General features: G+C 63.4%; 17 protein-coding genes. 5 read left to right on the forward strand and 12 right to left on the reverse strand.

Going from position 1 to position 20,842, the window contains the following annotated elements:
• Positions 1 to 67: 67 nt before the first annotated feature.
• From purH to FHR27_RS24155, 12 genes are all read right to left on the reverse strand, one after another.
• Positions 68 to 1,672 carry a bifunctional phosphoribosylaminoimidazolecarboxamide formyltransferase/IMP cyclohydrolase gene (purH, locus tag FHR27_RS24100; RefSeq protein WP_042554526.1) on the reverse strand — a complete coding sequence of 535 codons (1,605 nt, stop codon included), beginning with the start codon at positions 1,670 to 1,672 and terminating at the stop codon, positions 68 to 70.
• 74 nt (positions 1,673 to 1,746) lie between these two features.
• Entirely contained in the window at positions 1,747 to 2,067 is a 321-nt protein-coding gene (gene fis, locus FHR27_RS24105) for a DNA-binding transcriptional regulator Fis (RefSeq protein WP_042554510.1), read from the reverse strand.
• The gene (gene dusB, locus FHR27_RS24110; protein ID WP_042554511.1) at positions 2,064 to 3,062 is read right to left on the reverse strand and encodes a tRNA dihydrouridine synthase DusB; all 999 of its coding nucleotides are present in this window, start codon (positions 3,060 to 3,062) and stop codon (positions 2,064 to 2,066) included. Before dusB ends, fis begins: the two co-directional genes overlap by 4 nt.
• 202 nt (positions 3,063 to 3,264) lie before the next feature.
• Complete coding sequence (locus tag FHR27_RS24115; RefSeq protein WP_179539757.1) at positions 3,265 to 4,659, reverse strand: DUF3426 domain-containing protein; 1,395 nt, start codon at positions 4,657 to 4,659, stop codon at positions 3,265 to 3,267.
• Positions 4,660 to 4,761: 102 nt separating this feature from the next.
• Positions 4,762 to 5,640, reverse strand: coding sequence for a 50S ribosomal protein L11 methyltransferase (gene prmA / locus FHR27_RS24120; protein WP_042554513.1), 879 nt, complete (start codon positions 5,638 to 5,640; stop codon positions 4,762 to 4,764).
• Positions 5,641 to 5,671: 31 nt separating this feature from the next.
• Positions 5,672 to 6,532: a hypothetical protein gene (locus FHR27_RS24125; protein ID WP_179539758.1), complete on the reverse strand. Its 861-nt coding sequence runs from the start codon at positions 6,530 to 6,532 to the stop codon at positions 5,672 to 5,674.
• A 51-nt stretch (positions 6,533 to 6,583) separates the two neighbouring features.
• Positions 6,584 to 7,939: an acetyl-CoA carboxylase biotin carboxylase subunit gene (accC, locus tag FHR27_RS24130; RefSeq protein ID WP_042554515.1), complete on the reverse strand. Its 1,356-nt coding sequence runs from the start codon at positions 7,937 to 7,939 to the stop codon at positions 6,584 to 6,586.
• A 17-nt stretch (positions 7,940 to 7,956) separates the two neighbouring features.
• Positions 7,957 to 8,409 carry an acetyl-CoA carboxylase biotin carboxyl carrier protein gene (gene accB / locus FHR27_RS24135; RefSeq protein ID WP_042554516.1) on the reverse strand — a complete coding sequence of 151 codons (453 nt, stop codon included), beginning with the start codon at positions 8,407 to 8,409 and terminating at the stop codon, positions 7,957 to 7,959.
• Positions 8,410 to 8,481: 72 nt separating this feature from the next.
• Positions 8,482 to 8,931 (reverse strand): type II 3-dehydroquinate dehydratase, encoded by a 450-nt coding sequence (gene aroQ, locus FHR27_RS24140; RefSeq protein WP_042554517.1) that lies wholly within the window; start codon positions 8,929 to 8,931, stop codon positions 8,482 to 8,484.
• Positions 8,932 to 9,051: 120 nt separating this feature from the next.
• Positions 9,052 to 10,821 (reverse strand): protein-disulfide reductase DsbD, encoded by a 1,770-nt coding sequence (locus tag FHR27_RS24145; RefSeq protein ID WP_179539759.1) that lies wholly within the window; start codon positions 10,819 to 10,821, stop codon positions 9,052 to 9,054.
• Positions 10,822 to 11,363: 542 nt separating this feature from the next.
• Complete coding sequence (locus FHR27_RS24150; protein WP_042554518.1) at positions 11,364 to 13,328, reverse strand: methyl-accepting chemotaxis protein; 1,965 nt, start codon at positions 13,326 to 13,328, stop codon at positions 11,364 to 11,366.
• A gap of 207 nt (positions 13,329 to 13,535) precedes the next feature.
• Positions 13,536 to 15,149 (reverse strand): diguanylate cyclase, encoded by a 1,614-nt coding sequence (locus tag FHR27_RS24155; RefSeq protein WP_042554519.1) that lies wholly within the window; start codon positions 15,147 to 15,149, stop codon positions 13,536 to 13,538.
• A gap of 363 nt (positions 15,150 to 15,512) precedes the next feature.
• Here FHR27_RS24155 and FHR27_RS24160 point away from each other — a divergent pair, with 363 nt between their 5' ends.
• The 5 genes from FHR27_RS24160 (at position 15,513) to FHR27_RS24180 (ending at position 20,330) form a co-directional block, all read left to right on the forward strand.
• Positions 15,513 to 16,580 (forward strand): DUF2333 family protein, encoded by a 1,068-nt coding sequence (locus tag FHR27_RS24160; protein WP_042554520.1) that lies wholly within the window; start codon positions 15,513 to 15,515, stop codon positions 16,578 to 16,580.
• A 3-nt stretch (positions 16,581 to 16,583) separates the two neighbouring features.
• Positions 16,584 to 17,117: an NUDIX hydrolase gene (locus tag FHR27_RS24165; RefSeq protein ID WP_042554521.1), complete on the forward strand. Its 534-nt coding sequence runs from the start codon at positions 16,584 to 16,586 to the stop codon at positions 17,115 to 17,117.
• Positions 17,118 to 17,256: 139 nt separating this feature from the next.
• Positions 17,257 to 17,628: a translation initiation factor Sui1 gene (locus tag FHR27_RS24170; protein WP_179539760.1), complete on the forward strand. Its 372-nt coding sequence runs from the start codon at positions 17,257 to 17,259 to the stop codon at positions 17,626 to 17,628.
• A 138-nt stretch (positions 17,629 to 17,766) separates the two neighbouring features.
• Entirely contained in the window at positions 17,767 to 19,680 is a 1,914-nt protein-coding gene (gene speA / locus FHR27_RS24175) for an arginine decarboxylase (RefSeq protein WP_042554523.1), read from the forward strand.
• 230 nt (positions 19,681 to 19,910) lie between these two features.
• Positions 19,911 to 20,330, forward strand: a complete 420-nt coding sequence (locus tag FHR27_RS24180; RefSeq protein ID WP_179539761.1) for a DUF4174 domain-containing protein — start codon at positions 19,911 to 19,913, stop codon at positions 20,328 to 20,330.
• Positions 20,331 to 20,842: the final 512 nt, after the last annotated feature.

Here is a 20,842-nt window from a genome sequence, read left to right on the forward strand (position 1 = left end):
GCCTGGTGGCAATGAGCATGGCGAAACCCGGGGCAACGAGGCAGATGCCGGTTTCAGTGCGGCCGATTTAGTGTCTAAAGTGGCGCATGCCGGTGAACACCATGGCAATACCCGCTTCATCGGCGGCGGCGATCACTTCGTTGTCGCGCATCGAACCGCCTGGCTGGATCACCGCGGTGATGCCGGCCTTGGCGGCATTGTCGATGCCGTCGCGGAACGGGAAGAAGGCGTCGGAGGCCATCACCGCGCCTGGAACCGGCAGGCCGGCGTGTTCAGCCTTGATGGCGGCGATGCGCGCGGAGTTGACGCGGCTCATCTGGCCGGCGCCGACGCCGACGGTCTGGCGATTCTTGGCATAGACGATGGCGTTGGATTTGACGAACTTGGCTACTTTCCAGGCGAAGATCAGGTCATGTACTTCCTGCTCGCTCGGTGCGCGCTGGGTGACGATCTTCAGATCAGCGGCAGTGATCATGCCGATATCGCGGCTCTGCACCAGCAGGCCACCGTTGACGCGCTTGAAGTCCCAGCCAGCAGCACGCTCGGCCGGCCATTCGCCGCACTCGAGCAGGCGCACGTTGGCTTTGGCGGCGACCACTTCACGGGCAGCAGCGCTGATTTTCGGGGCGATGATCACTTCGACGAACTGGCGCTCGACGATGGCCTTGGCGGTTTCGCCATCCAGCTCTCGGTTGAAGGCGATGATGCCGCCGAATGCCGACTCGGTGTCGGTGGCATAGGCCAGGTCGTAGGCCTTGCGGATACCGCCTTCGTTTTCCGGCACCACGGCAACGCCGCAGGGGTTGGCGTGCTTGACGATCACGCAGGCCGGCTTGACGAAGCTCTTCACGCATTCCAGCGCAGCGTCGGTATCCGCCACGTTGTTGAACGACAGTTCCTTACCCTGCAACTGAACGGCAGTGGCCACGCAGGCTTCGTCGGCATGCTCGACGTAGAAGGCGGCTTTCTGGTGCGGGTTCTCACCGTAGCGCATGTCCTGCGCCTTGATGAATTGCGTGTTGAAGGTGCGCGGGAACAGGTTGCGGTCGGCAGTGCTCAGGGTGTCGCGACTCTGTTCGATGGTGCCCAGGTAGTTGGCGATCATGCCGTCATAGGCAGCGGTGTGCTCGAAGGCTTTCAGGGCCAGGTCGAAGCGCTGGGCGTAGCTCAGACCACCGGCCTTCAGGGACTCGACGATCGCGGCGTAGTCACCGGCATTGACCACGATGGCCACGTCCTTGTGGTTCTTCGCAGCCGAACGCACCATGGTCGGGCCGCCGATATCGATGTTCTCGATGGCGTCGGCCAGGTCACAGCCAGGCTTGGCCACGGTGGCGGCGAAGGGGTACAGGTTGACGGCCACCAGGTCGATCGGCTTGATGCCGTGCTCGTCCATCACCGCACCATCGAGGGCGCGACGGCCAAGGATGCCGCCGTGGATCTTCGGGTGCAGGGTCTTCACCCGGCCGTCCATCATCTCCGGAAAACCGGTGTAATCGGCCACTTCCACTGCCGCCACGCCATTGTCCTTGAGCAGCTTGTAGGTGCCCCCGGTGGAGAGGATTTCCACGTTGAGGGCAACGAGCTCGCGGGCGAATTCGAGGATGCCGGTCTTGTCGGACACGCTGATCAGCGCGCGGCGGACGGGGAGGCGGGTGGTCTGGTCGGTCATTTCAGCGTCCATCAGAGCAGAGTATTAGCAAAAAAGGCGGCTTCGTTAGAGCCGCCCTTTCCGGGAATGCAGGGTCACAGCAGGTCGTACTGCTTGAGCTTCTTGCGCAGGGTGCCGCGGTTCAGGCCGAGCAGCTCGGAGGCTTTGGTCTGGTTACCCTTCACGTAGTTCATGACGGTTTCCAGCAGTGGGGCTTCAACTTCGGTGAGCACCAGATTGTAGACGTCGGTGACGTCCGCACCTTCGAGGTGGGCGAAGTAGTTGTGCAGGGCTTTCTCGACACTGCCGCGCAGGGTCTGGCCTTCTTCGCTCGGCGTGTTGAGGTGCTGTTTCAAACTGGCGTTGTCGCTCACGGGTGCAATCCCACTTCCTAAAGTCTCGTTCAACATTGTCATGCGGCCACCCCTTCGTCGTCGTTGTAGCGATCACCGAAGAACTGGCGAACGCTTGCACACTGCGCCTCCTGGCTGTCCAGACGATTGAACTCGGCTCGGAACTCACGGGCGCCGGGTAGCGTCGCGAGGTACCAGCCAACGTGCTTGCGGGCGATGCGCACACCCATCACATCGCCATAGAAGGCGTGGAGGGCGGCCAGGTGCTCGAGCAGGATGCGTTCAATTTCGGTCAGCGCCGGGGCGGGGCAATGGGCACCGGTGCGCAGGTAATGCTCTATTTCTCTGAAAATCCATGGGCGCCCCTGGGCAGCCCTGCCGATCAGCAGACCATCGGCACCGGTGGCGGCCAGCACGTGGGCGGCCTTTTCCGGTGAGTCGATATCGCCATTGGCCAATACCGGGATGGACACTGCCTGCTTGATGGCGGCAATGGTGTCGTACTCCGCTTCGCCGGTGTACAGGTCGGCGCGGGTACGGCCATGTACCGCCAGGGCGACGATGCCGCATTGTTCGGCGATACGTGCCACGTCGACACCGTTCTTGTTCTGTCTGTCCCAGCCGGTGCGGATCTTCAGCGTGACCGGGACGTCTACCGCGGCTACCACGGCCTCGAGGATCGCTTGCACCAGTGGCTGATCCTTGAGCAGGGCGGAGCCGGCGGCCTTGTTGCAGACCTTCTTGGCCGGGCAGCCCATGTTGATGTCGATGATCTGGGCGCCCAGTTGCACATTGGCCCGTGCTGCCTCGGCGAGCATCTGCGGGTCCCCGCCGGCGATCTGCACGGAGCGTGGCTCCGGATCGCCGCTGTGGATCATGCGCAGGCTCGACTTGCGCGTATTCCACAGGCGCACATCGCTGGTGACCATCTCCGACACCACCATGCCGGCGCCAAGGCGGCGGCAGAGCTGTCGGAACGGCTGATCGGTGACGCCGGCCATGGGGGCCAGGATCAGTCGATTGGGCAATGTATAGGGGCCGATGCTTAGCGCCGACATAGGGCTTCCCTGCTCAAGAGACGTGCTGTTGAGGCCAGTAGGAGAGTGCGAAAAAGGGTGGAGATCATACCCGCTCTGAATGACCGGATAAAGGTGGTTTTGAACAAAATCTGAACAGTTGACCTGTGGTCTGCCGTCGCGCTGCCTGCTTGCCGCGTCGCAGACGCCCGCTCGCCGGCAGCCGTCCATCGGCTGGCCGCGGCTACTCCGGCGAGTGGAAGTTGAGGCTGTAGTTCACCGCGCGAGCGCCTGGGTCGAGGATGTCGAGGGCGATATGGATCGGCGTTTGTGGGGGCATTTCCGCCTGACCGGCCAGTTCACCCGCCAGGTATTCGCTGGGTTTGAAGCGGCGGCTGGCGATCAGTTGGCCGTTGAGATCGGCGAAGCGCATTTCCAGCAGAGGGAATGGCTGGGAGAAGGGCGCACGATTGTAGAGGATCGCGTCGACGACCAGTGCTCCGCTGAATTCCGGGTGGCTGCGCACCACCAGATTGCTGCTCTTGATCTGCTCGATATCGACCTTCGATGGCAGGGTGCAGCCGATCACCGGGCAGGCCTGTTCGAACCAGGGGCGGTACTGATCCTGGCGCGCCAGCTCGGCGTAGTGATAGATCACGTATTGCCCGGCCAGTGCGGTAGCGGCCAGCAGATTCAGCAGTCCCCAGCCAATCCAGCGGCCCCAGGGCTTGCGCGGCGGGCGCCAATCCAGTTGCAGCGGCTCTTCTTCGAGCTCGAACAGCGCATCGTTGCGCAGATTGGGTTCGCTGCGCGGTGCGCGCTGGGCCTTCTTCTGCCTGGGGGGCGGTGGCGCATCCAGATCCTCGTCCTGGGGCTCAGGCTCGATGGCGGCAGGTTCTTCATCGCGTTGCGCACTCAGGCTGAAGGCCGGCTCGGCATCGTCGCGGGCCGTGCCGCGTTTCACCGGAGCATCGATCAGATCGCGGATACCGGGCGTCTTCGGGATCGGCGGCATATCGTCAGGCACATGGCTGCTTGGCGGTGGCGGCTGGCCGAAATCCGGCGACTGCAGAGGTGGTTGTTCGCTCAGCGGCTCCAGCTCCAGCTTGCTGACGGGTGGGTCGTCGCGCAGCAAGGCTTCGGCCCAGCGCTCGTCCTCGGCCGGCTCATCGTCATCTTCCGCCTGGTCGAAGCGCGGCGTCTGTCGCGAGGGCTGGTCGAGTTCGAGAAACTGCCTGGACAACTGCTGTTCCTGAGCTTCGAGCTTGGCCAGCTCCTCGTCCAGATCCAGATCATCGAGGTCCAGGTCGTCGTGGATCCACAGGGTTTCGTCGTCGAGCTTGCCGGGCTTGGCGGGAGGCGGCGTTTCTGGCGCAATGCTGATTGCAGGTGCAGGTGCAGGTGCAGGTGCAGGTGCAGGTGCAGGTGCAGGTGCAGGTGGTGCGGCTTTTGGCGCCGCAGGCGCAGCCGCTCGCATGTCCGGGATGTTGTGACCCTGCTCGCGCAACTGGCGCGCCGCATTGAACACCTGCAGGCAGGCGCCGCAGCGCACCGAGCCCTGGGCAATACCGAGTTGCACCAGATTCACGCGGAAGCTGGTGCTGCAGTTCGGGCATTGGGTGACGAAACTTTCGGTCATGCGTAATCCGAGGGCCGCGGGGTGGCGAAAACGGGGCGTTAGTCTAACCCAACAGATTGCAAAAGCAGCATTAAGTGCCGCGCCTGCAACGCGGCAGTGGGCTTAGCGACGAACGCCGCTGATGCGCACCCAGCCATCCTGAGTCGCGGTCGGGTCGAGCGCGAAGTCGGCTTCGTAGGCGGCGCGCACTTCGTCGGCCTGTTCGGCAAGAATGCCGGACAGTGCCAGGCGGCCGCCGCTTTTCACCAGGCGGGTAATCTGCGGCGCCAGGCTGACCAGTGGCCCGGCGAGAATGTTGGCCACCACCACATCGGCTGGCTCCTGAGGCAGGTCGGCCGGCAGGTAGACCGGAAAGCGCTCCTCGGCGATGCCGTTGCGCCCGGCATTGTCGCGGGAGGCCTCCAGAGCCTGCGGATCGATGTCGGTGCCGACTGCGCGGGGGGCGCCGAGCAGCAGCGCGGCGATGGCGAGGATGCCCGAGCCGCAACCGAAATCCAGCACGCTGCAACCGTCCAGTTTCTGGGCGTCGAGCCATTGCAGGCACAGTGAGGTAGTCGGGTGGGTACCGGTACCGAAGGCCAGGCCGGGATCGAGCAGCAGATTGACCGCGTCCGGCTCCGGTGCTTCGTGCCAGCTCGGCACGATCCACAGGCGCTGACCGAAACGCATCGGCGCGAATCCGTCCATCCAGCTGCGCTCCCAGTCCTGATCGGCGATCACCTCGAAGTGATGTTCGGGCAGCTCGCCACCGGTCAGCAGTCGCAAGTGCGCGCTCAGGGCCTCGGCGTCGGTGTCGGCCTCGAACAGGGCCAGCAGATGGGTATTGCTCCACAGCGGCGTGGTGCCCAGATCCGGCTCGAAAATCGGCTGATCCTCGGCATCCATGAAGGTTACCGATACCGCGCCAACTTCCAGCAGGGCGTCTTCATAGGTTGGCGCCTGCTCGGGAGTGATGGCGAGACGGACTTGTAACCAGGGCATGGAGAAACCTCGAAGACGTGACGTTGAACCTTTATGGCGGCGGCAAGCTTACTTGAGGCGTCTCGACCACGCCAGCCGGGAGCCCTGCGCGTAGCAAGCCGCGGTAGGCAAGGTGGCATGAGCCAGCACCGAGCAATGCGGGGAGCAGCAGGTTGATGCCCGGCAGTGGCGCGATCAGCAGAATCAACAGGCCGAATGCTGTCATGGCACCGCGTTGCTGCCGAACCGCGTGCATCTGTTCGCTGCCGTTGGCAAGGTCGGACAGCGCGGCGGGTATCAGGAAGCGTACGTTCAGGTAAGCCAGCAGCAGGAGCAGCAGCACGCCATTTACCAGTGGTATCAGCAGGCACAGCACGGTACCGACGCTCAGGCCCAGCCAGGGGCCGATATGGTAGCGGGCGCCATGCAGCCGCTGAGTCGGCTGTGCCTGGCGCAGGGCCAGCGTCGGATAATGGCGCAAGGCGCGCTCGCGCAGGCTGTCCATCAGCACCCAGCGCAAGGCCAGGCGGATGCTTATCACGATCAAGGCGATGTAGAGCGTGCAGATCATGGCCAGTGTCAGCAGCCCGGCATACAGCACCAGCATCCCCAGGGCAGGAGCAATACCAGCCATGCCGGTCAGGCTGGCAGCACCGGCGCCGCCCATGCCCGGAAGCAAGCCCAGAACCGCAGCGCCCATGACGATGAACAGCGAGAGCATGCCGGCAAGCTGGGCGATTACTTCGAACTGAGCGTAGAACAGCCAGGTCCACAGGCCGAACGCCAGCAGGCAAAGGCCGCAGGAGCGCGTCAGTACGCCGAGGCCGAGGCTGCTGCGCACTGCAAGCGCCAGGCAGATGGTGGCTTCGCCAAAGGCGCTGGAGATGGACTGGCAGCGGCTCTTGAGCGACATCTGGTATACCTGAGGGAATGAAAAAGGGCCGCATTGCGCGGCCCTTCTGGTTTAGTGCTTGTCCATACCCAGTTTCTTTTCCAGGTAGTGGATATTCACGCCACCTTCGCAGAAGCCCTTGTCCACCACCAGATTGCGGTGCAGGGGCACGTTGGTCTTGATGCCATCGACGACGATTTCTTCCAGGGCATTACGCATGCGGGCCAGGGCCTCGTCACGGGTGGTGCCGTAGGTGATCAGCTTGCCGATCAGCGAATCGTAGTTCGGCGGTACCGAGTAGCCGCTGTACAGGTGCGAGTCGACACGTACGCCAAAGCCGCCTGGGGCATGGAAGTGCTTCACCTTGCCCGGGCAGGGCATGAAGGTATCCGGGTCTTCGGCGTTGATGCGGCACTCCAGGGCATGGCCCAGAAGCTTCACGTCTTCCTGCTTGTACGACAGCTTGTTGCCAGCGGCGATGCTGAGCATCTCCTTGACGATGTCGATACCGGTGACCATTTCGGTGACCGGGTGCTCGACCTGCACGCGAGTGTTCATCTCGATGAAGTAGAAACGACCGTCTTCATAGAGGAACTCGAAGGTGCCAGCACCGCGGTAGCCGATTTCGATGCAGGCATCGACGCAGCGTTGCAGCACTTCGGCACGGGCGGTTTCGTCGATCATCGGCGCCGGAGCTTCTTCCAGTACCTTCTGGTGACGGCGCTGCAGCGAGCAGTCGCGGTCATAGAGGTGGATGGCGTTGCCCTGGCCGTCGGACAGCACCTGGACTTCCACGTGACGCGGATTGCCGAGGAACTTCTCCAGATAGACCATCGGATTGCCGAACACCGAGCCGGCTTCGCTGCGGGTCAGGCGGGCCGATTTGATCAGGTCCTCTTCTTTCCAGACCACGCGCATGCCGCGACCACCGCCGCCGCCAGCGGCCTTGATGATCACCGGGTAACCGACCTCGCGGGCGATGGCCAGGGCGGTTGCGTCGTCTTCCGGCAATGGACCGTCAGAGCCGGGCACCACGGGGACACCGGCCTTGATCATGGCGTGCTTGGCGGAAACCTTGTCACCCATCAGGCGAATGGTGGTGGCTTTCGGGCCAATGAAGGCAAAACCGGAATTTTCCACCTGCTCGGCGAAATCGGCGTTTTCCGCGAGGAAGCCGTAGCCAGGGTGGATGGCGGTCGCGCCGGTAACTTCCGCGGCACTGATGATCGCCGGGATGTTCAGGTACGACAGGTTGCCGGGTGCCGGGCCGATACAGACGGACTCGTCGGCCAGGGCCAGGTGCATCAGTTCGCGGTCGGCGGTGGAGTGCACGGCGACGGTCTTGATGCCCAGCTCCTTGCAGGCACGCAGGATGCGCAGGGCGATCTCGCCGCGGTTGGCGATCAGAACTTTTTCCAGCTTCTGCATTACGGGTTCCCCGTGCATCAGACGATGGTGAACAGCGGTTGATCGTATTCCACCGGCTGGCCGTTCTCGCCCAGGATGGATTCGATCGTGCCGCTGGTTTCGGCCTCGATGTGGTTCATCATCTTCATCGCTTCGACGATGCAGAGGATGTCGCCTTTCTTCACGGTCGAGCCAACTTCAACGAAGTTGCCCGAGGTTGGCGAAGCGGCGCGGTAGAAGGTACCGACCATCGGCGAACGTACGACGGTGCCGTTCAGTTTGGCAGCGGCCGGAGCGGCGGCTTCGGCAGCGGCAGCCGGAGCGGCGGCAGCGACTGGAGCAGGGGCCGGCGCATAGGTAGGCTGGACGTAGGCCGGTTGCTTGCCGTGACGGCTGATGCGCACGGACTCTTCGCCTTCCTTGATTTCCAGTTCGTCGATGCCGGACTCTTCCAGCAGCTCGATCAGTTTTTTGACTTTGCGAATATCCATAGGTGTTCAACTCCCAGTCTGGTCAGGGTCGTTCAAGTTGTGCGAATGAACCGCCGCATCATGGCGTCGGTTTCAGGTGTTTTTGCTCGCCAGGTTTTCCAGGGCCGCCTCGAGGGCCAGCCGATAACCGCTGGCGCCGAGACCGCAGATCACGCCCACCGCCACGTCGGAGAAGTAGGAGTGATGCCGGAAAGGCTCGCGCTTGTGCACATTGGAGAGGTGCACTTCGATGAATGGGATGCTCACCGCCAGCAACGCGTCACGTAATGCGACGCTGGTGTGAGTGAAGGCGGCCGGGTTGATGATGATGAAGTCGACGCCTTCGCCTCTGGCAGCGTGGATGCGGTCGATCAGTTCATACTCGGCATTGCTCTGCAGATACAGCAGATGATGGCCGGCCTCGCGGGCACGTTGCTCGAGGTCGAGATTGATCTGCTCGAGGGTCGTGGCGCCATAGGTACCGGGTTCTCGGGTGCCGAGCAGGTTCAAATTGGGGCCGTGCAAAACCAGTAGGGTCGACATGATCCGGGCTTCCTTCTTTTTAGCTGCGCGGACTCTGCCAGAGTTGCCGTAGGGCTGTCCAGTTTTCGGGAGTAGTCAGCACGATCCGTGCAGGGTTGGCCGGATATGTGACCGAATTGCTTAAAATCGTTCTCGTGCCCGGCCCAGGCGTTCGGAAAATGCAGCTGCGTCGATCTCGCCGACCACCCGCAGGTCGTGCAATTCCTCGCCGCTGCCGTCGAACATCTGGATAGCTGGCGGGCCGAACAGCTGGTAGCGATCGAGCAGTGCACGTTGGGCCGCCGTGCTGTCGGTCATGTCGAAACGCAGCAAATGATAGTCGGCCAGTTGCGGGCCTACCTGTGGCGAATTGAATACCTCGCGCTCGATCTTCTTGCAGCTGATGCACCAGTCAGCGTACCAATCGAGCAGCAATGGCTGGCCTGCGCCCTTGGCCTGCGCCAGGGCGGCATCCAGTTCGGCGGGGGTGCTGACGGTTTGCCAGCTGCCAGCCGTCGCGCTGCTCTGCGAGGCGCCAGGCAAACCGCTGCCCAGCGGTCGCAGCGGGTCGTCGCGGCCTTGCAGGGCTCCTGTCCAGGCTGTCAGGGCGTAGAGCAGCAAGGCCAGCCCCACGAGTTGCGCCAGTTTGCCCCGCGGGGTCTTGGGCGTGAACTCCAGCGTGCCAAGGAACAGCGCGACGCCTGCGGCCAGCAGGCCCCACAGCGCCAGCGACAGGTGACCGGGCAGCACCCGCTCGAGCAGCCACACCGAGACTGCCAGCAGCATCACGCCAAAGGCGTTGCGCACGGCGACCATCCAGGTACCGGATTTGGGCAGAAGTGCGCCGCCGCCCGCTGCGAAGATCACCAGCGGCGTGCCCATGCCCAAACCGAGAGCGAACAGCTGCAACGCGCCACCAACGGCATCCCCCGTGCTACTGATATAGAGCAGCAACGCGGTGAATGGCGCGGTGATGCAGGGGGACACGATCAGGCTGGAAAGCACCCCCAGGGTCGCCGCGCCGGCCAGGGTGCCGCCCTGGGTCTGTGCGGCCTTGCGGTCCAGGCGCTCACGAATGAAGGCCGGCAGGCGCAGTTCGAAGACGCCGAACATGGCCACCGCGAACAATGCGAAGAACAGCGCGAATGGCACCAGAATCCAGGGTGATTGCAGCATCGCCTGCAGGTTGAGCTTGGCGCCGAACAGCCCCATCAGGGCACCGAGCGCGGCATAACAGGCAGCCATCGGCAGCACGTAGGCCAGCGACAGCGCCAGCCCACGGCTTCTGCTCGGGCGGCCGCGCAGCACCACGCCGGAGAGGATCGGCAGCATGGGCAGCACGCAGGGTGTGAAGGTCAGCGTCAGGCCAGCCGCGAACATCAGCGCCAGGTCCACCCAGCTCCAGCCAGTTTTGCTCGGCAACGCTTCGCCGCTCGAACCGTCAACCCCGCCATTGATGGCCAGTGTCTCGGTTTCCGGCGGGTAACACAGGCCCTTGTCGGCGCAGCCCTGGTAGGTGACGGCGATGTTGAGAGGGCGATTGTCCGGATTGTCGAGCGGCACGTCGACATCCAGCACCTCGTAGAACACCTGCACGTCGCCAAAGTACTGGTCGTTCTTGTGCAGACCTTCCGGCACGTTCACGGCAGCGCCAGCAAGAGCAGCAGGCTCGACCTTGAACTTGAACTGGTGGCGATAGAGGTAATAACCCTCGGCCGCGACGAAGCGCACGGTCGCCGAGGTTGGCGAACTGCTCACCAGGCTCAGTTTGAATGCCTCGCGCACGGGCAGGAAATCGTCGCTGTTGTTCAGCGCCTGGCCGAGCGGCGCGGCATTCGGGCGGCTGTCGAAAACGCCAGCGCTGGCAGGCAGAGCGACGAGCAACAACAGCAGGCAGAGGAAACGTGGCATGGGGATCTCGTACGGCGTGAATCGCGCCATCATAACGGAGCCAGCGCCGCATGCCATGGGGCGTGCTGTAAGTGACGGTTGCGCCAGCCCGGATCGGTCCGCTCTGGCGGATGACCGTGCGGCATAAGGCCGCGTATGTGCAAGGTCCAAGACGACAGCGGACATTCGATCCGGTGGGCTAAAGCCCACCCTACAGCTCGCTGGCTTGAGGACGCCTGCCCCTGGGGAGTTGTGCGGCATAAGGCCGCGTATGTGCAAGGTCCAAGACGACAGCGGACACTCGATCCGGTGGGCTAAAGCCCACCCTACAGCTCGCTGGCTTGAGGACGCCTGCCCCTGGGGAGTTGTGCGGCATAAGGCCGTGCATGTGCAAGGTCCAAGACGACAGCGGACATTCGATCCGGTGGGCTAAAGCCCACCCCACAGCTAAAGCGGATCGCCGCCCGCCCCCCCCCCGGCAGTTAGATGCGCGGCTGTAGGGTGGGCTTCAGCCCACCAATTGGCGCCCGACAACGAACGGCGGCTATCGCCTTTTTCTTCGCTTACACGCGAAAGGCCTGTACGGCCTGATTCAACTGGCCGCTCAACTCCTGCAGCTCACTGCTCTGTTCGCGGCCCTGGCTGATGCGAAGCAGGTTGTCACCGCCCAGTTGGTGGATGCGTTCGCTGTGATCGCGGATTTCGCTGACTGCGCTGCCCTGGTAAGCGGTGGCATCGGCTATACGTCCGGCCATGCTGGCGATGGTGCGTATGGCGTTGACGATTTCATCCAGGGCACCGTCTGCCGTGCGAGCCTGGTTGGCTGTGGCTTCGGCATGTTCGACCTGGCTGCGCATCGCCAGCAGTGAGCCGTTGGCGGCTTGCTGCAGGCGGCCGATGACATCCTGAATCTGTGCGGTGGCAGCGCTGGTGCGTAGCGACAGCGTACGTACTTCGTCTGCCACCACGGCGAAACCTCGGCCTGCCTCGCCCGCACGAGCCGCTTCGATGGCGGCATTGAGGGCCAGCAGGTTGGTCTGTTCGGCAATGCTGCGGATAACCGTCAGTACGCTGCCAATGGTGCCTGTCTCCTCTGCCAGGCGCTCGATGGCCTGGGCGTTGCCCTGGACCTCTTCGACCAGCGCATGCAGGCCGGTCAGGCTGTTGCCGATGACCAGTTGACCCTGAGCCAGGGCACGGTCGGCATCGCGCCCGGCGGTCGCGGTCTGGCTGGCGTCCTCGGCGACCTGAAGGATGGTCGCTTCCAGCTCGCCGAGGGCGTCACGGATCTGCGCGGTGTCGCTGGCCTGGCGTTCGGCGCCGTCGTGCAGGCCACCGCTGAGGTCGGCCAGGGTGCGGCTGGAGGCCGAGACCTGGCCGGCATGCTGGTGAATGGTGCCCACCAGATCGACCAGGTAGGCGCGCAGGCGATTCAGCGACTCTTCGATATCACGCAGCTCTCGGGTATTGGTGGCCAGATGCACGTCGCTGCTGAAATCCCCTGCTGCCCAGGCCGAGAGTGCAGGCACCAGGCGTTCGAGCAGGCGGCTGAGGCGACGCTGCAGGGTGTCGATGATCAAGGCGATGAGCAGGATCAGAGCGACCATGGCGCCGAGGATCAGGCGCACTTCGCCCTGAATGCGGCCATGTTCGGCTCGCACCTGGGGTTCCAGGGTCGTGAATGACTGTTGCACCGCATCCAGTCGGGCCCGGGTGGCGGCGGCCAGCTGGGCACGTTGCTCGATCAGGGCGCGGGTGCGGTTCAGCTCGCCCGGGTAGCGACCGAGCAGGCTGTTGAGCTCCCGTTTCAGGGCGATGCCGCGGTCTTGCGCCTCACTCTCCAGGCTGTCGCTGTCCAGCCCCATCAGCGACGCGAAAGCGTTACCGCCCGATGCTGCTTCATCGGTGACGCCAAGCAGTGCCAGGCCTTCGATGGTCTTCGCCATCTCCTGCAGCGACTGCACCTCACGCTCCACGTCCGCTGCCAGTTCGCTGCGCCCGCTGCTGACCAGCTTGTCGCGGGCCAGCGCCAGGCGGGCGAGGTGCTGGGAAGCTTCGAACAGGGGGCGGCCATAGGCTTGCGCCGCGTCGCCCTGGCCTTCATCGGCATACCTGGCGATTTGCGACAGGGCACCGGCCATTTCCCGCTCTGCCTGGATCAGCAGACCCTGGGGATCTCCGGACAGCTTGCCGGCGGCGAGCAGTTGGTCGGCGGCAAAGGTTTTCAGGTCACTGAGGCTGTTGCCCAGATCGCCAGCGAGGTTGGCTGGCAACTGGGCGACCTTCTCCTGAAGGGCGTCGAGGCTTTGCAGTGCGGCACTGTGGCGCAGGGCATCGCCGCTTTCCAGGTAGCCGAAGATGTTGCCTGCGGCTTCGCGCTGAAATTGCTGGGACAGACCCAGATACTGCTCCATCAGTACGTAGGGGCGCTCCAGTGCCCGCTGTGACCACCATAGCGTGCAGGCCAGGGCGATACCGACGCCGACCAGCAGCAGGGTGTTGAGATTGGTAAGTGATTTAAGGCGCATGGGGCTCGACCGACGACGGAACGGTGCTGGCACTGCGCCATGCAGTGCGGCTGTGTCGGTAAGTTATTGCGCCTTCATGACAGGGGTGTGACGCCGTGCGCCCTGTCACAATTATGGCGCCGTTCGAGCGACGCGAAGTCTTGTGGCGTCTTCATGCTGCAGTCGCGCTGCGGGGCTACCCCGCTGCACAGGGTACGAGGGACGTGTTCAGTCGTAGATCTCGACGCGATTGCGACCGCCATTCTTGGCACGGTAAAGCGCCTCGTCGGCGCGTTGCGACAGGTGTTTGCTATCGAGATCGTCGCGCAGCTCGGCGATGCCGCCGCTGAAGGTGCAACTGAGATCCTGAGGCTGTGCAGGGTAGTTAATTTCCGCGAAACGCTTGCGCACTTCGTCGAGCACCCTGGCAGCCGTGCGGGCGTCCGTATTGGGCATCACCACGGCGAATTCCTCGCCACCGTAACGACCGATGCAGTCGCTCTTGCGCAGTCGCTGCTTGAGAAACAGCGCCAGGCTCTTGATCACCCGGTCGCCCATGGGGTGGCCGTAGTTGTCGTTGACCTTCTTGAAGTAGTCGATATCGAGCATGGCGAAGCTCAGTGGCTGGCCATCGCGCTGGGCGCGGAAGCGGGCATCTTCGAGCAATTGCAGGGTGTGGGTGTGGTTGAACAGGCCGGTGAGGCTGTCACGCACCATGCGAGCCTTGAGGTTGCGTGCACGATCGGCACGGTTGCGCACCGTGGCGATCAGATGACGCGGCTTGATCGGTTTGGTCAGGAAATCATCGCCGCCCTCGCTCATGGCGTCGAGTTGCTTGTCGAGATCGTCTTCGGCGGACAGGTAGATGATCGGCACGCTGACGTAGCGGTCGTTGTGGCGGATCACCTTGGCCAGCTCGGTGCCGCTGCAGGCAGGCATGTACATGTCGAGGATGATCAGGTCCGGCTGGAACTCGGCCAGTTCGGCCATGGCCTGGATCGGCTCGGTAAGGGTGCGGGTGACGATGCCGGCGCTGTTCAGCACGCGCTCGGTGTGGGTGGCCTGAGCCCGGGAGTCATCGACGATCAGTACGCGATAGGGTTCGTACTGGGCGACGTGCGTCAGGACCTCGATACGTTCCAGTAGGCTGGAAGCGTCCAGGGTGCCGGTGAAGAACTCGCGGCCGCCGGCACGCACCGCGGCCAGGCGAGTTGGGGTGTCGGTGTCTTCATGGCTGTAGAACAGCAGCGGAATCTTGTCCTGCAGCCCTTCCTGCACGCCCTGGGCCAGAACCAGGCCGTTGCCTGGCCCGGCGAAATCTATTTCCATCAGGATGGCGGCCGGGTGGCGCTCGAGCATCGCGGCGCGGAAGGCGTTGGCCGTGTCCAGCGGCTTGGCGTTCATGCCGAAGAATTCCAGTTGCTGGGCAAGGCGTTCGGCACGCTCCAGGTGCTGAAGCGCCAGGTAGACCGGTTTGCGCAGCGGCGGCAGGGTGGTCTGCTCGAAGCGATCGCCATGGCGTAGCCCGGTACGCGACAAACGTTGCATCAACTGGTTGAGCTCGCTGATCACGTCGCTGTTGAGGCGACCACGGTTGGCATTCACCGCACTCAGGCAGGCGACGATACGCTGGGCCAGGCCACGGTGCTCGACCTGCTCGAAGCGTTCGGCATAGCGCTGCAGCAATTGCGCTGCCTCGAGCAGCTCCTGCATGCCGGCATCGTTCCACTCGGCACGCTGCAGGCGCTGCCATACCTCCAGAACCTGCCGGGCCTGGTGAATGACACGCTGGGCGAAATGCTGCTTGAGCCGGTCGCGGCTGGGGTCTTCTTGCTCGGTCATTGGCCTTTAATCTGCTAGTGGCGGCGAATCGCTACCGAGTGGTGGCTTCATGCTATCACTGGATGGATATTTTGCCATTCCTTTGGCGTCAATGCTGTGAATCGCCCCGCACGATGGGCCATGCAACACGGATAGCCCCAAACCGACCCTTGATCGGCCGGGATGGTTCCGGACCTGCCCCGTCTCCTCCATTCATGACGCTTTCACGTCGTGAACAGGTTGTTGCGCTGCGCAGTGAGGCGGGCTTCCCTTATAGTGAGCAGCGTAGGCTCACTGCCGGGCATGTGCGCGCAAGTATTAGCGCAACCCTGCTAGTGCCCTGTGGTCGAAGCCCTGTACGTCGCAGATCAAAGGATAATCGCCATGCTCGATTGGAAGAACCGCACCTCCGGCACGCACAGTGCCGACGATGGCGCTACCGCTGGAACACGCCGTCGCACCGGTGGCCGGCTTGGTGGGCTGGTCGTCGGCTTGCTGGGTGCTTACCTGCTGATCGCGTTGGTCGTCGGCTGGTACTGGAGTCAGGAACCTGACATGTTCCCCGTGCAGCAGCGCGTCCAGGCCGCAGCCGAAAGCAGTCAGCGTCAGGTGGTCAACGGTTATACCTCGGTGGAAACGCTCAAGCAGGTCGCCGAGACCCTGCTCGACAAGCCGGGCGGTTTTCTTTCCAACGATCTGGCTCCTCCGGGCCTGTGGCTCGACAACATGCCGAGCTGGGAATATGGCGTGCTCGTGCAGGTGCGCGATTTCTCCCGTGCGCTGCGCAAGGACTTCGCGCGTTCCCAGTCGCAATCGACCGAAGACGGCGACCTGGCTCGTGCCGAGCCGCGCTTCAACTTCGATCACCGCAGCTGGGCGCTGCCTGCCGCCGAGTCGGAATACCGTGACGGCATCGGTTCCCTGGACCGCTACCTGGCTCGTCTGTCCGAGCCGGGCCAGGGGGGCGCGCGTTTCTACACCCGTGCCGATAACCTGAACAACTGGTTCGGTGATGTCGCCACCCGTCTCGGCTCGCTGTCGCAGCGCCTGTCGGCCAGCGTCGGTCAGGTACGCCTCAATAGCGAAGTGACCGAGACCACGCAGCTGGCCGAAGGTCAGGTGCCGGAAGTCACTGAGCGCACCTATGAGACGCCGTGGCTGCAAATCGACAACGTGTTCTACGAGGCGCGCGGTCAGGCCTGGGCACTGTCGCACCTGCTGCGCGCCATCGAAGTGGACTTCGCCGACGTGCTGGCCAAGAAGAACGCCACCGTCAGTGTGCGGCAGATCATCCGCGAGCTGGAGGCGGCCCAGGCCACGCTGTGGAGCCCGATGGTGCTCAATGGCAGTGGTTACGGCATCCTCGCCAACCACTCGCTGGTAATGGCCAACTACATCTCGCGTGCCAACGCGGCGGTGATCGATCTGCGCCAACTGCTCTCCCAGGGCTGATCGATGGCTATCGCCGAAGCCGAGGTAGCGCACCGCGCCGCCTCGGATGCCGAGCTGATCGCCTGGGTCGACGAGCAGGATCGGGTACTCGGCGCGCTGCCGCGCGCCGAGCTGCGTAGCCGGGGGCTGATCGGTCGCGGTACCTTCATCCTGCTGTTCAATTCGGCCGGTGAGCTCTGCGTGCACCGACGTACCCTGAGCAAGGCGGTGTATCCCGGTTACTGGGACGTGGCGGCTGGCGGCATGGTCGCGGCGGGCGAAGGCTACCTGGCCTCGGCCGAGCGCGAGCTGGCGGAGGAGCTGGGTATCGATGATGCGCTGCTGCGTGACGAGGGGCGTTTCTTCTTCGAACAGCCGGACAATCGCCTGTGGTGTGCGGTGTTCTCGGCGGTGTCCGACGCGCCGCTGGTGCTGCAGCCCGAGGAAGTGCTCGAGGCCCGTTTCGTGACGGTGCAGGCGGCGCTGCTCGATACCCACAACACGCCCTACTGTCCCGATTCGCTGCAGGCTCTGCAGCATTATCTGGCCAAGCGATAACGCAGACCTCCGAGCGATGCGCACCATCGCCCGGGCGTGAGTCGCCAATCCATCAGCCTGTGGCGCATTTCGGTTCTTAGCATGGCCGGCCTTTGTCGTTACACTGCGCCGCTTCGCCAATCCACTGAGGAAAAACGCGGTGGCCAAGAAAGCCTCTTCATCCGCCGGGCTCGGTGGCCTGGTGTATTCCACCGACGCCGGCCGGCATTGTCCGGATTGTGGGCAGCCGGTGGATGCCTGCAACTGCTCGAGCACGGCGATCCCCGAGGGCGATGGCATTGCCCGGGTACGCCGCGAGACCAAAGGCCGCGGCGGCAAGACGGTGACCACCATCAGCGGCGTGCCGCTGGCCGAAGAGCCGCTCAAGGAGCTGGCCTCGGTGCTGAAGAAGCGCTGTGGGTGCGGCGGTTCGCTGAAGGAGGGGGTGATCGAAATCCAGGGCGACCATGTGGAGCTGCTGCTCGCCGAGCTGCTCAAACGTGGTTTCAAGGCCAAGAAGTCCGGCGGCTGATGGCCGCTGCAACAGGCAACTTTCTAAACTTACCGATGGCTCGGCCAGTCCACTGCCGAGCAATCGTCATTTCCAGGCTCTATGCTCGGTCGACTGTAATTCGACAGCATCAGCCCATCCGCTACAAGGGAGACCTCGATGGCCGCACGACGCACACGTAAGGACGATGGAAGCCAATGGACGGTGGCCGATAGCCGCAGTGTCTATGGCATCCGCCATTGGGGCGCTGGTTATTTCTCGATCAACGACGCAGGCCGTGTGGAGGTCCGTCCCAATGGGCCTGGCAGCTCGCCCATCGACCTCTACGAGCAAGTCGACGAGCTGCGTCAGAGTGGCTTGTCGCTGCCTTTGCTGGTGCGCTTCCCGGACATTCTGCAGGACCGTGTACGCAAGCTGACCGGCGCTTTCGACGCCAGCATCGCGCGCCTCGAATACGGTAACCGCTACACCGCGCTGTACCCGATCAAGGTCAACCAGCAGGAAGCGGTGGTGGAGAACATCATCGCCACCGAGAACGTTTCCATTGGTCTGGAAGCCGGTTCCAAGCCCGAATTGCTGGCCGTGTTGGCGTTGGCCCCGAAGGGCGGCACCATCGTCTGCAACGGTTACAAGGATCGCGAGTTCATCCGCCTGGCGCTGATCGGCCAGAAGCTCGGCCACAACGTGTTCATCGTCATCGAAAAAGAATCGGAAGTTTCTCTGGTGATCGAGGAGGCGGCCGAGCTCAAGGTCGCGCCGCAGATCGGTCTGCGCGTTCGCCTGTCTTCCCTGGCGTCCTCCAAATGGGCCGACACCGGCGGCGAGAAGTCCAAGTTCGGCCTCTCCGCGGCGCAGCTGCTGTCGGTGGTCGAGCGCTTCCGCAAGGCCGGCCTGGATCAGGGCATCCGCCTGCTGCACTTCCATATGGGCTCGCAGATCGCCAACATCGCCGACTACCGCAAGGGCTTCCGTGAGGCTATCCGTTATTACGGTGAGCTGCGCGCGCTCGGCCTGCCGGTCGATCACATCGATGTCGGCGGCGGCCTGGGCGTGGACTACGACGGTACTCATTCGCGCAACGCCAGCTCCATCAACTACGACATGGAAGACTACGCAGATGCGGTAGTCGACATGCTCAAGGAGTTCTGCGACCGCCAGGAAATCCCCCATCCGCACATCTTCTCGGAAAGCGGCCGGGCGATGACCGCGCACCATGCCGTGTTGCTGGTGCAGGTGACCGACGTCGAGCGACACAACGACGACGTGCCGGAAATCGACCGCAGCATCGAGCAGCCGGAAGTGCTGCAGGTGCTGATCGATCTGCTCGACGACAGCGATCCGGAAATGGTCGCCGAAACCTACTGGCGTGCTACGCACTACGTCAGCGAGGCTGCCGGGCAATACTCCGCCGGCAAGCTCGACCTGCCGCAAAAGGCCCTCGCCGAGCAGTGCTATTTCTCCATCTGCCGACGCCTGTACAACCAGTTGAAGGCGCGCCAGCGTTCGCACCGTCAAGTGCTCGACGAGCTCAACGACAAGCTGGCCGACAAGTACATCTGCAACTTCTCGGTATTCCAGAGCCTGCCGGACACCTGGGCGATCGGCCAGATCCTGCCGATCCTGCCGCTCAATCGCCTGGACGAAGAGCCACTGCGCCGCGCCGTGCTGCAGGACCTGACCTGCGACTCGGATGGCAAGATCAACCAGTACGTGGACGAGCAGTCCATCGAAACCAGCCTGCCGGTCCACGAACTGCGCGACGGCGAGGATTACGTGCTGGGCATCTTCCTGGTCGGTGCCTATCAGGAGATTCTCGGTGACATGCACAACCTGTTCGGTGATACCGATTCGGTGAACATCTACCAGAACGCCGACGGCAGCATCTATCACGCGGGCATCGAAACCCACGACACCATCGAGGACATGCTGCGCTACGTGCACCTGTCACCCGAGGAGCTGATGACCCACTACCGCGACAAGGTGGCCAGCGCCAAGATCAATGCCCGTGAGCGTACCCAGTTCCTCGACGCGCTGCGTCTGGGGCTGACGCGTTCGTCGTACCTGTCGTACTGAGAACCGATGATGTGTCGGGACTCGCTTGCGAGTGGTGACTGTTCTGCAAGCCGGCTTGATGGCGACTAAATCGCCGGCAAGCCGGCTCCTACGGGATCGGATAGATTGCGAAATTGTAGGAGCTCGCTTGCGAGCGATTTGAGGGCAGTCGTTTTGCGCGGCTGGCCTCGTGGTCACCAGTCCAGCCGTCTGGCGCCTGTATTCCGATCACCTGTGAAGGAGGCATCGCGATGAAAGCCATTCTGGCTCTACTGCTGTCGGCATTTGCCTTGAACGCTCCGGCTGCCGACGATCCTCTCCAGGCCGAACTGTGGAAAACCCGGCCGTTGATCCTTCTCGCCGACGATGCCAACGATCCACTGCTCGTTCGGGTGCGTGAAGCCCTGGCACAACCTGCCAACCGTGAAGCCTTCGTCGAACGCGACATGGTGCTGTACACCGTGGTGGGCAACCAGGCCCAGCGTAACGATCAACCCCTGGATGCCATCGCCAGCAAACGCCTGCTGTTGGCGCTGGATGCCGGTAACCAGCGACCGCAGATCATTCTGGTCGGCAAGGATGGCGGCAAGAAGATCCAGCAAGGCGCCGATGCAGACTTGCAGAAGATCTTCGCCACCATCGATCGCATGCCGATGCGCCAAGGCGAATGATGGATCAGTGATTTTCGGTGATCCTGACTCTACCTGTGGTGCCTGCAGCTCTTCAAGGTAGCGTCCATTGCCGTTGAGGACACCGCCATTTCCAGCCTCGACATTCTGCATGCGATGCAGGTTGATTGCCGCTGTCCTGCAACCGTGTGCCTGTTTCTGAAGATGCTGCGCGTATGCGCATACCGAAAAGGGCGAGGCGGTTGGCGCATCAGTGCGCACTTCAGTGATGCCGAGCCAGCGGCGTTGGCCTGGGCCGAATCGCTGACCGACATCCCGCGCACTCACGCACCGCATGAGTGCTTCGAGCCGCTCGAGGCGCATTTCGACGATGCGCGGATCAGCGATCTGACCTTCGCATTCCCACGCGGAGCGTGAGGAACGATTAGGAAAAGGCAAGAGCGGTCATCGGCGCCGTATCCGTGGGAGTGGGCCATGCCCGCGATTTTTCGCGCGCATGGCGCGCTCCCACAGTGGACCGGTGAGCGGCGGCTATTGATGGCTCCCACGCTCCA

The organism is Pseudomonas flavescens, assembly GCF_013408425.1.
Taxonomy (GTDB): Bacteria; Pseudomonadota; Gammaproteobacteria; order Pseudomonadales; family Pseudomonadaceae; genus Aquipseudomonas; species Aquipseudomonas fulva_A.

Excerpts from the sequence above, each read along its gene's own strand:
- purH (WP_042554526.1), bottom strand. The coding sequence starts at position 1,672 with ATGACCGACCAGACCACCCGCCTCCCCGTCCGCCGCGCGCTGATCAGC.
- fis (WP_042554510.1), bottom strand. The coding sequence starts at position 2,067 with ATGACAATGTTGAACGAGACTTTAGGAAGTGGGATTGCACCCGTGAGC.
- dusB (WP_042554511.1), bottom strand. The coding sequence starts at position 3,062 with ATGTCGGCGCTAAGCATCGGCCCCTATACATTGCCCAATCGACTGATC.
- FHR27_RS24115 (WP_179539757.1), bottom strand. The coding sequence starts at position 4,659 with ATGACCGAAAGTTTCGTCACCCAATGCCCGAACTGCAGCACCAGCTTC.
- prmA (WP_042554513.1), bottom strand. The coding sequence starts at position 5,640 with ATGCCCTGGTTACAAGTCCGTCTCGCCATCACTCCCGAGCAGGCGCCA.
- FHR27_RS24125 (WP_179539758.1), bottom strand. The coding sequence starts at position 6,532 with ATGTCGCTCAAGAGCCGCTGCCAGTCCATCTCCAGCGCCTTTGGCGAA.
- accC (WP_042554515.1), bottom strand. The coding sequence starts at position 7,939 with ATGCAGAAGCTGGAAAAAGTTCTGATCGCCAACCGCGGCGAGATCGCC.
- accB (WP_042554516.1), bottom strand. The coding sequence starts at position 8,409 with ATGGATATTCGCAAAGTCAAAAAACTGATCGAGCTGCTGGAAGAGTCC.
- aroQ (WP_042554517.1), bottom strand. The coding sequence starts at position 8,931 with ATGTCGACCCTACTGGTTTTGCACGGCCCCAATTTGAACCTGCTCGGC.
- FHR27_RS24145 (WP_179539759.1), bottom strand. The coding sequence starts at position 10,821 with ATGCCACGTTTCCTCTGCCTGCTGTTGTTGCTCGTCGCTCTGCCTGCC.
- FHR27_RS24150 (WP_042554518.1), bottom strand. The coding sequence starts at position 13,328 with ATGCGCCTTAAATCACTTACCAATCTCAACACCCTGCTGCTGGTCGGC.
- FHR27_RS24155 (WP_042554519.1), bottom strand. The coding sequence starts at position 15,149 with ATGACCGAGCAAGAAGACCCCAGCCGCGACCGGCTCAAGCAGCATTTC.
- FHR27_RS24160 (WP_042554520.1), top strand. The coding sequence starts at position 15,513 with ATGCTCGATTGGAAGAACCGCACCTCCGGCACGCACAGTGCCGACGAT.
- FHR27_RS24165 (WP_042554521.1), top strand. The coding sequence starts at position 16,584 with ATGGCTATCGCCGAAGCCGAGGTAGCGCACCGCGCCGCCTCGGATGCC.
- speA (WP_042554523.1), top strand. The coding sequence starts at position 17,767 with ATGGCCGCACGACGCACACGTAAGGACGATGGAAGCCAATGGACGGTG.
- FHR27_RS24180 (WP_179539761.1), top strand. The coding sequence starts at position 19,911 with ATGAAAGCCATTCTGGCTCTACTGCTGTCGGCATTTGCCTTGAACGCT.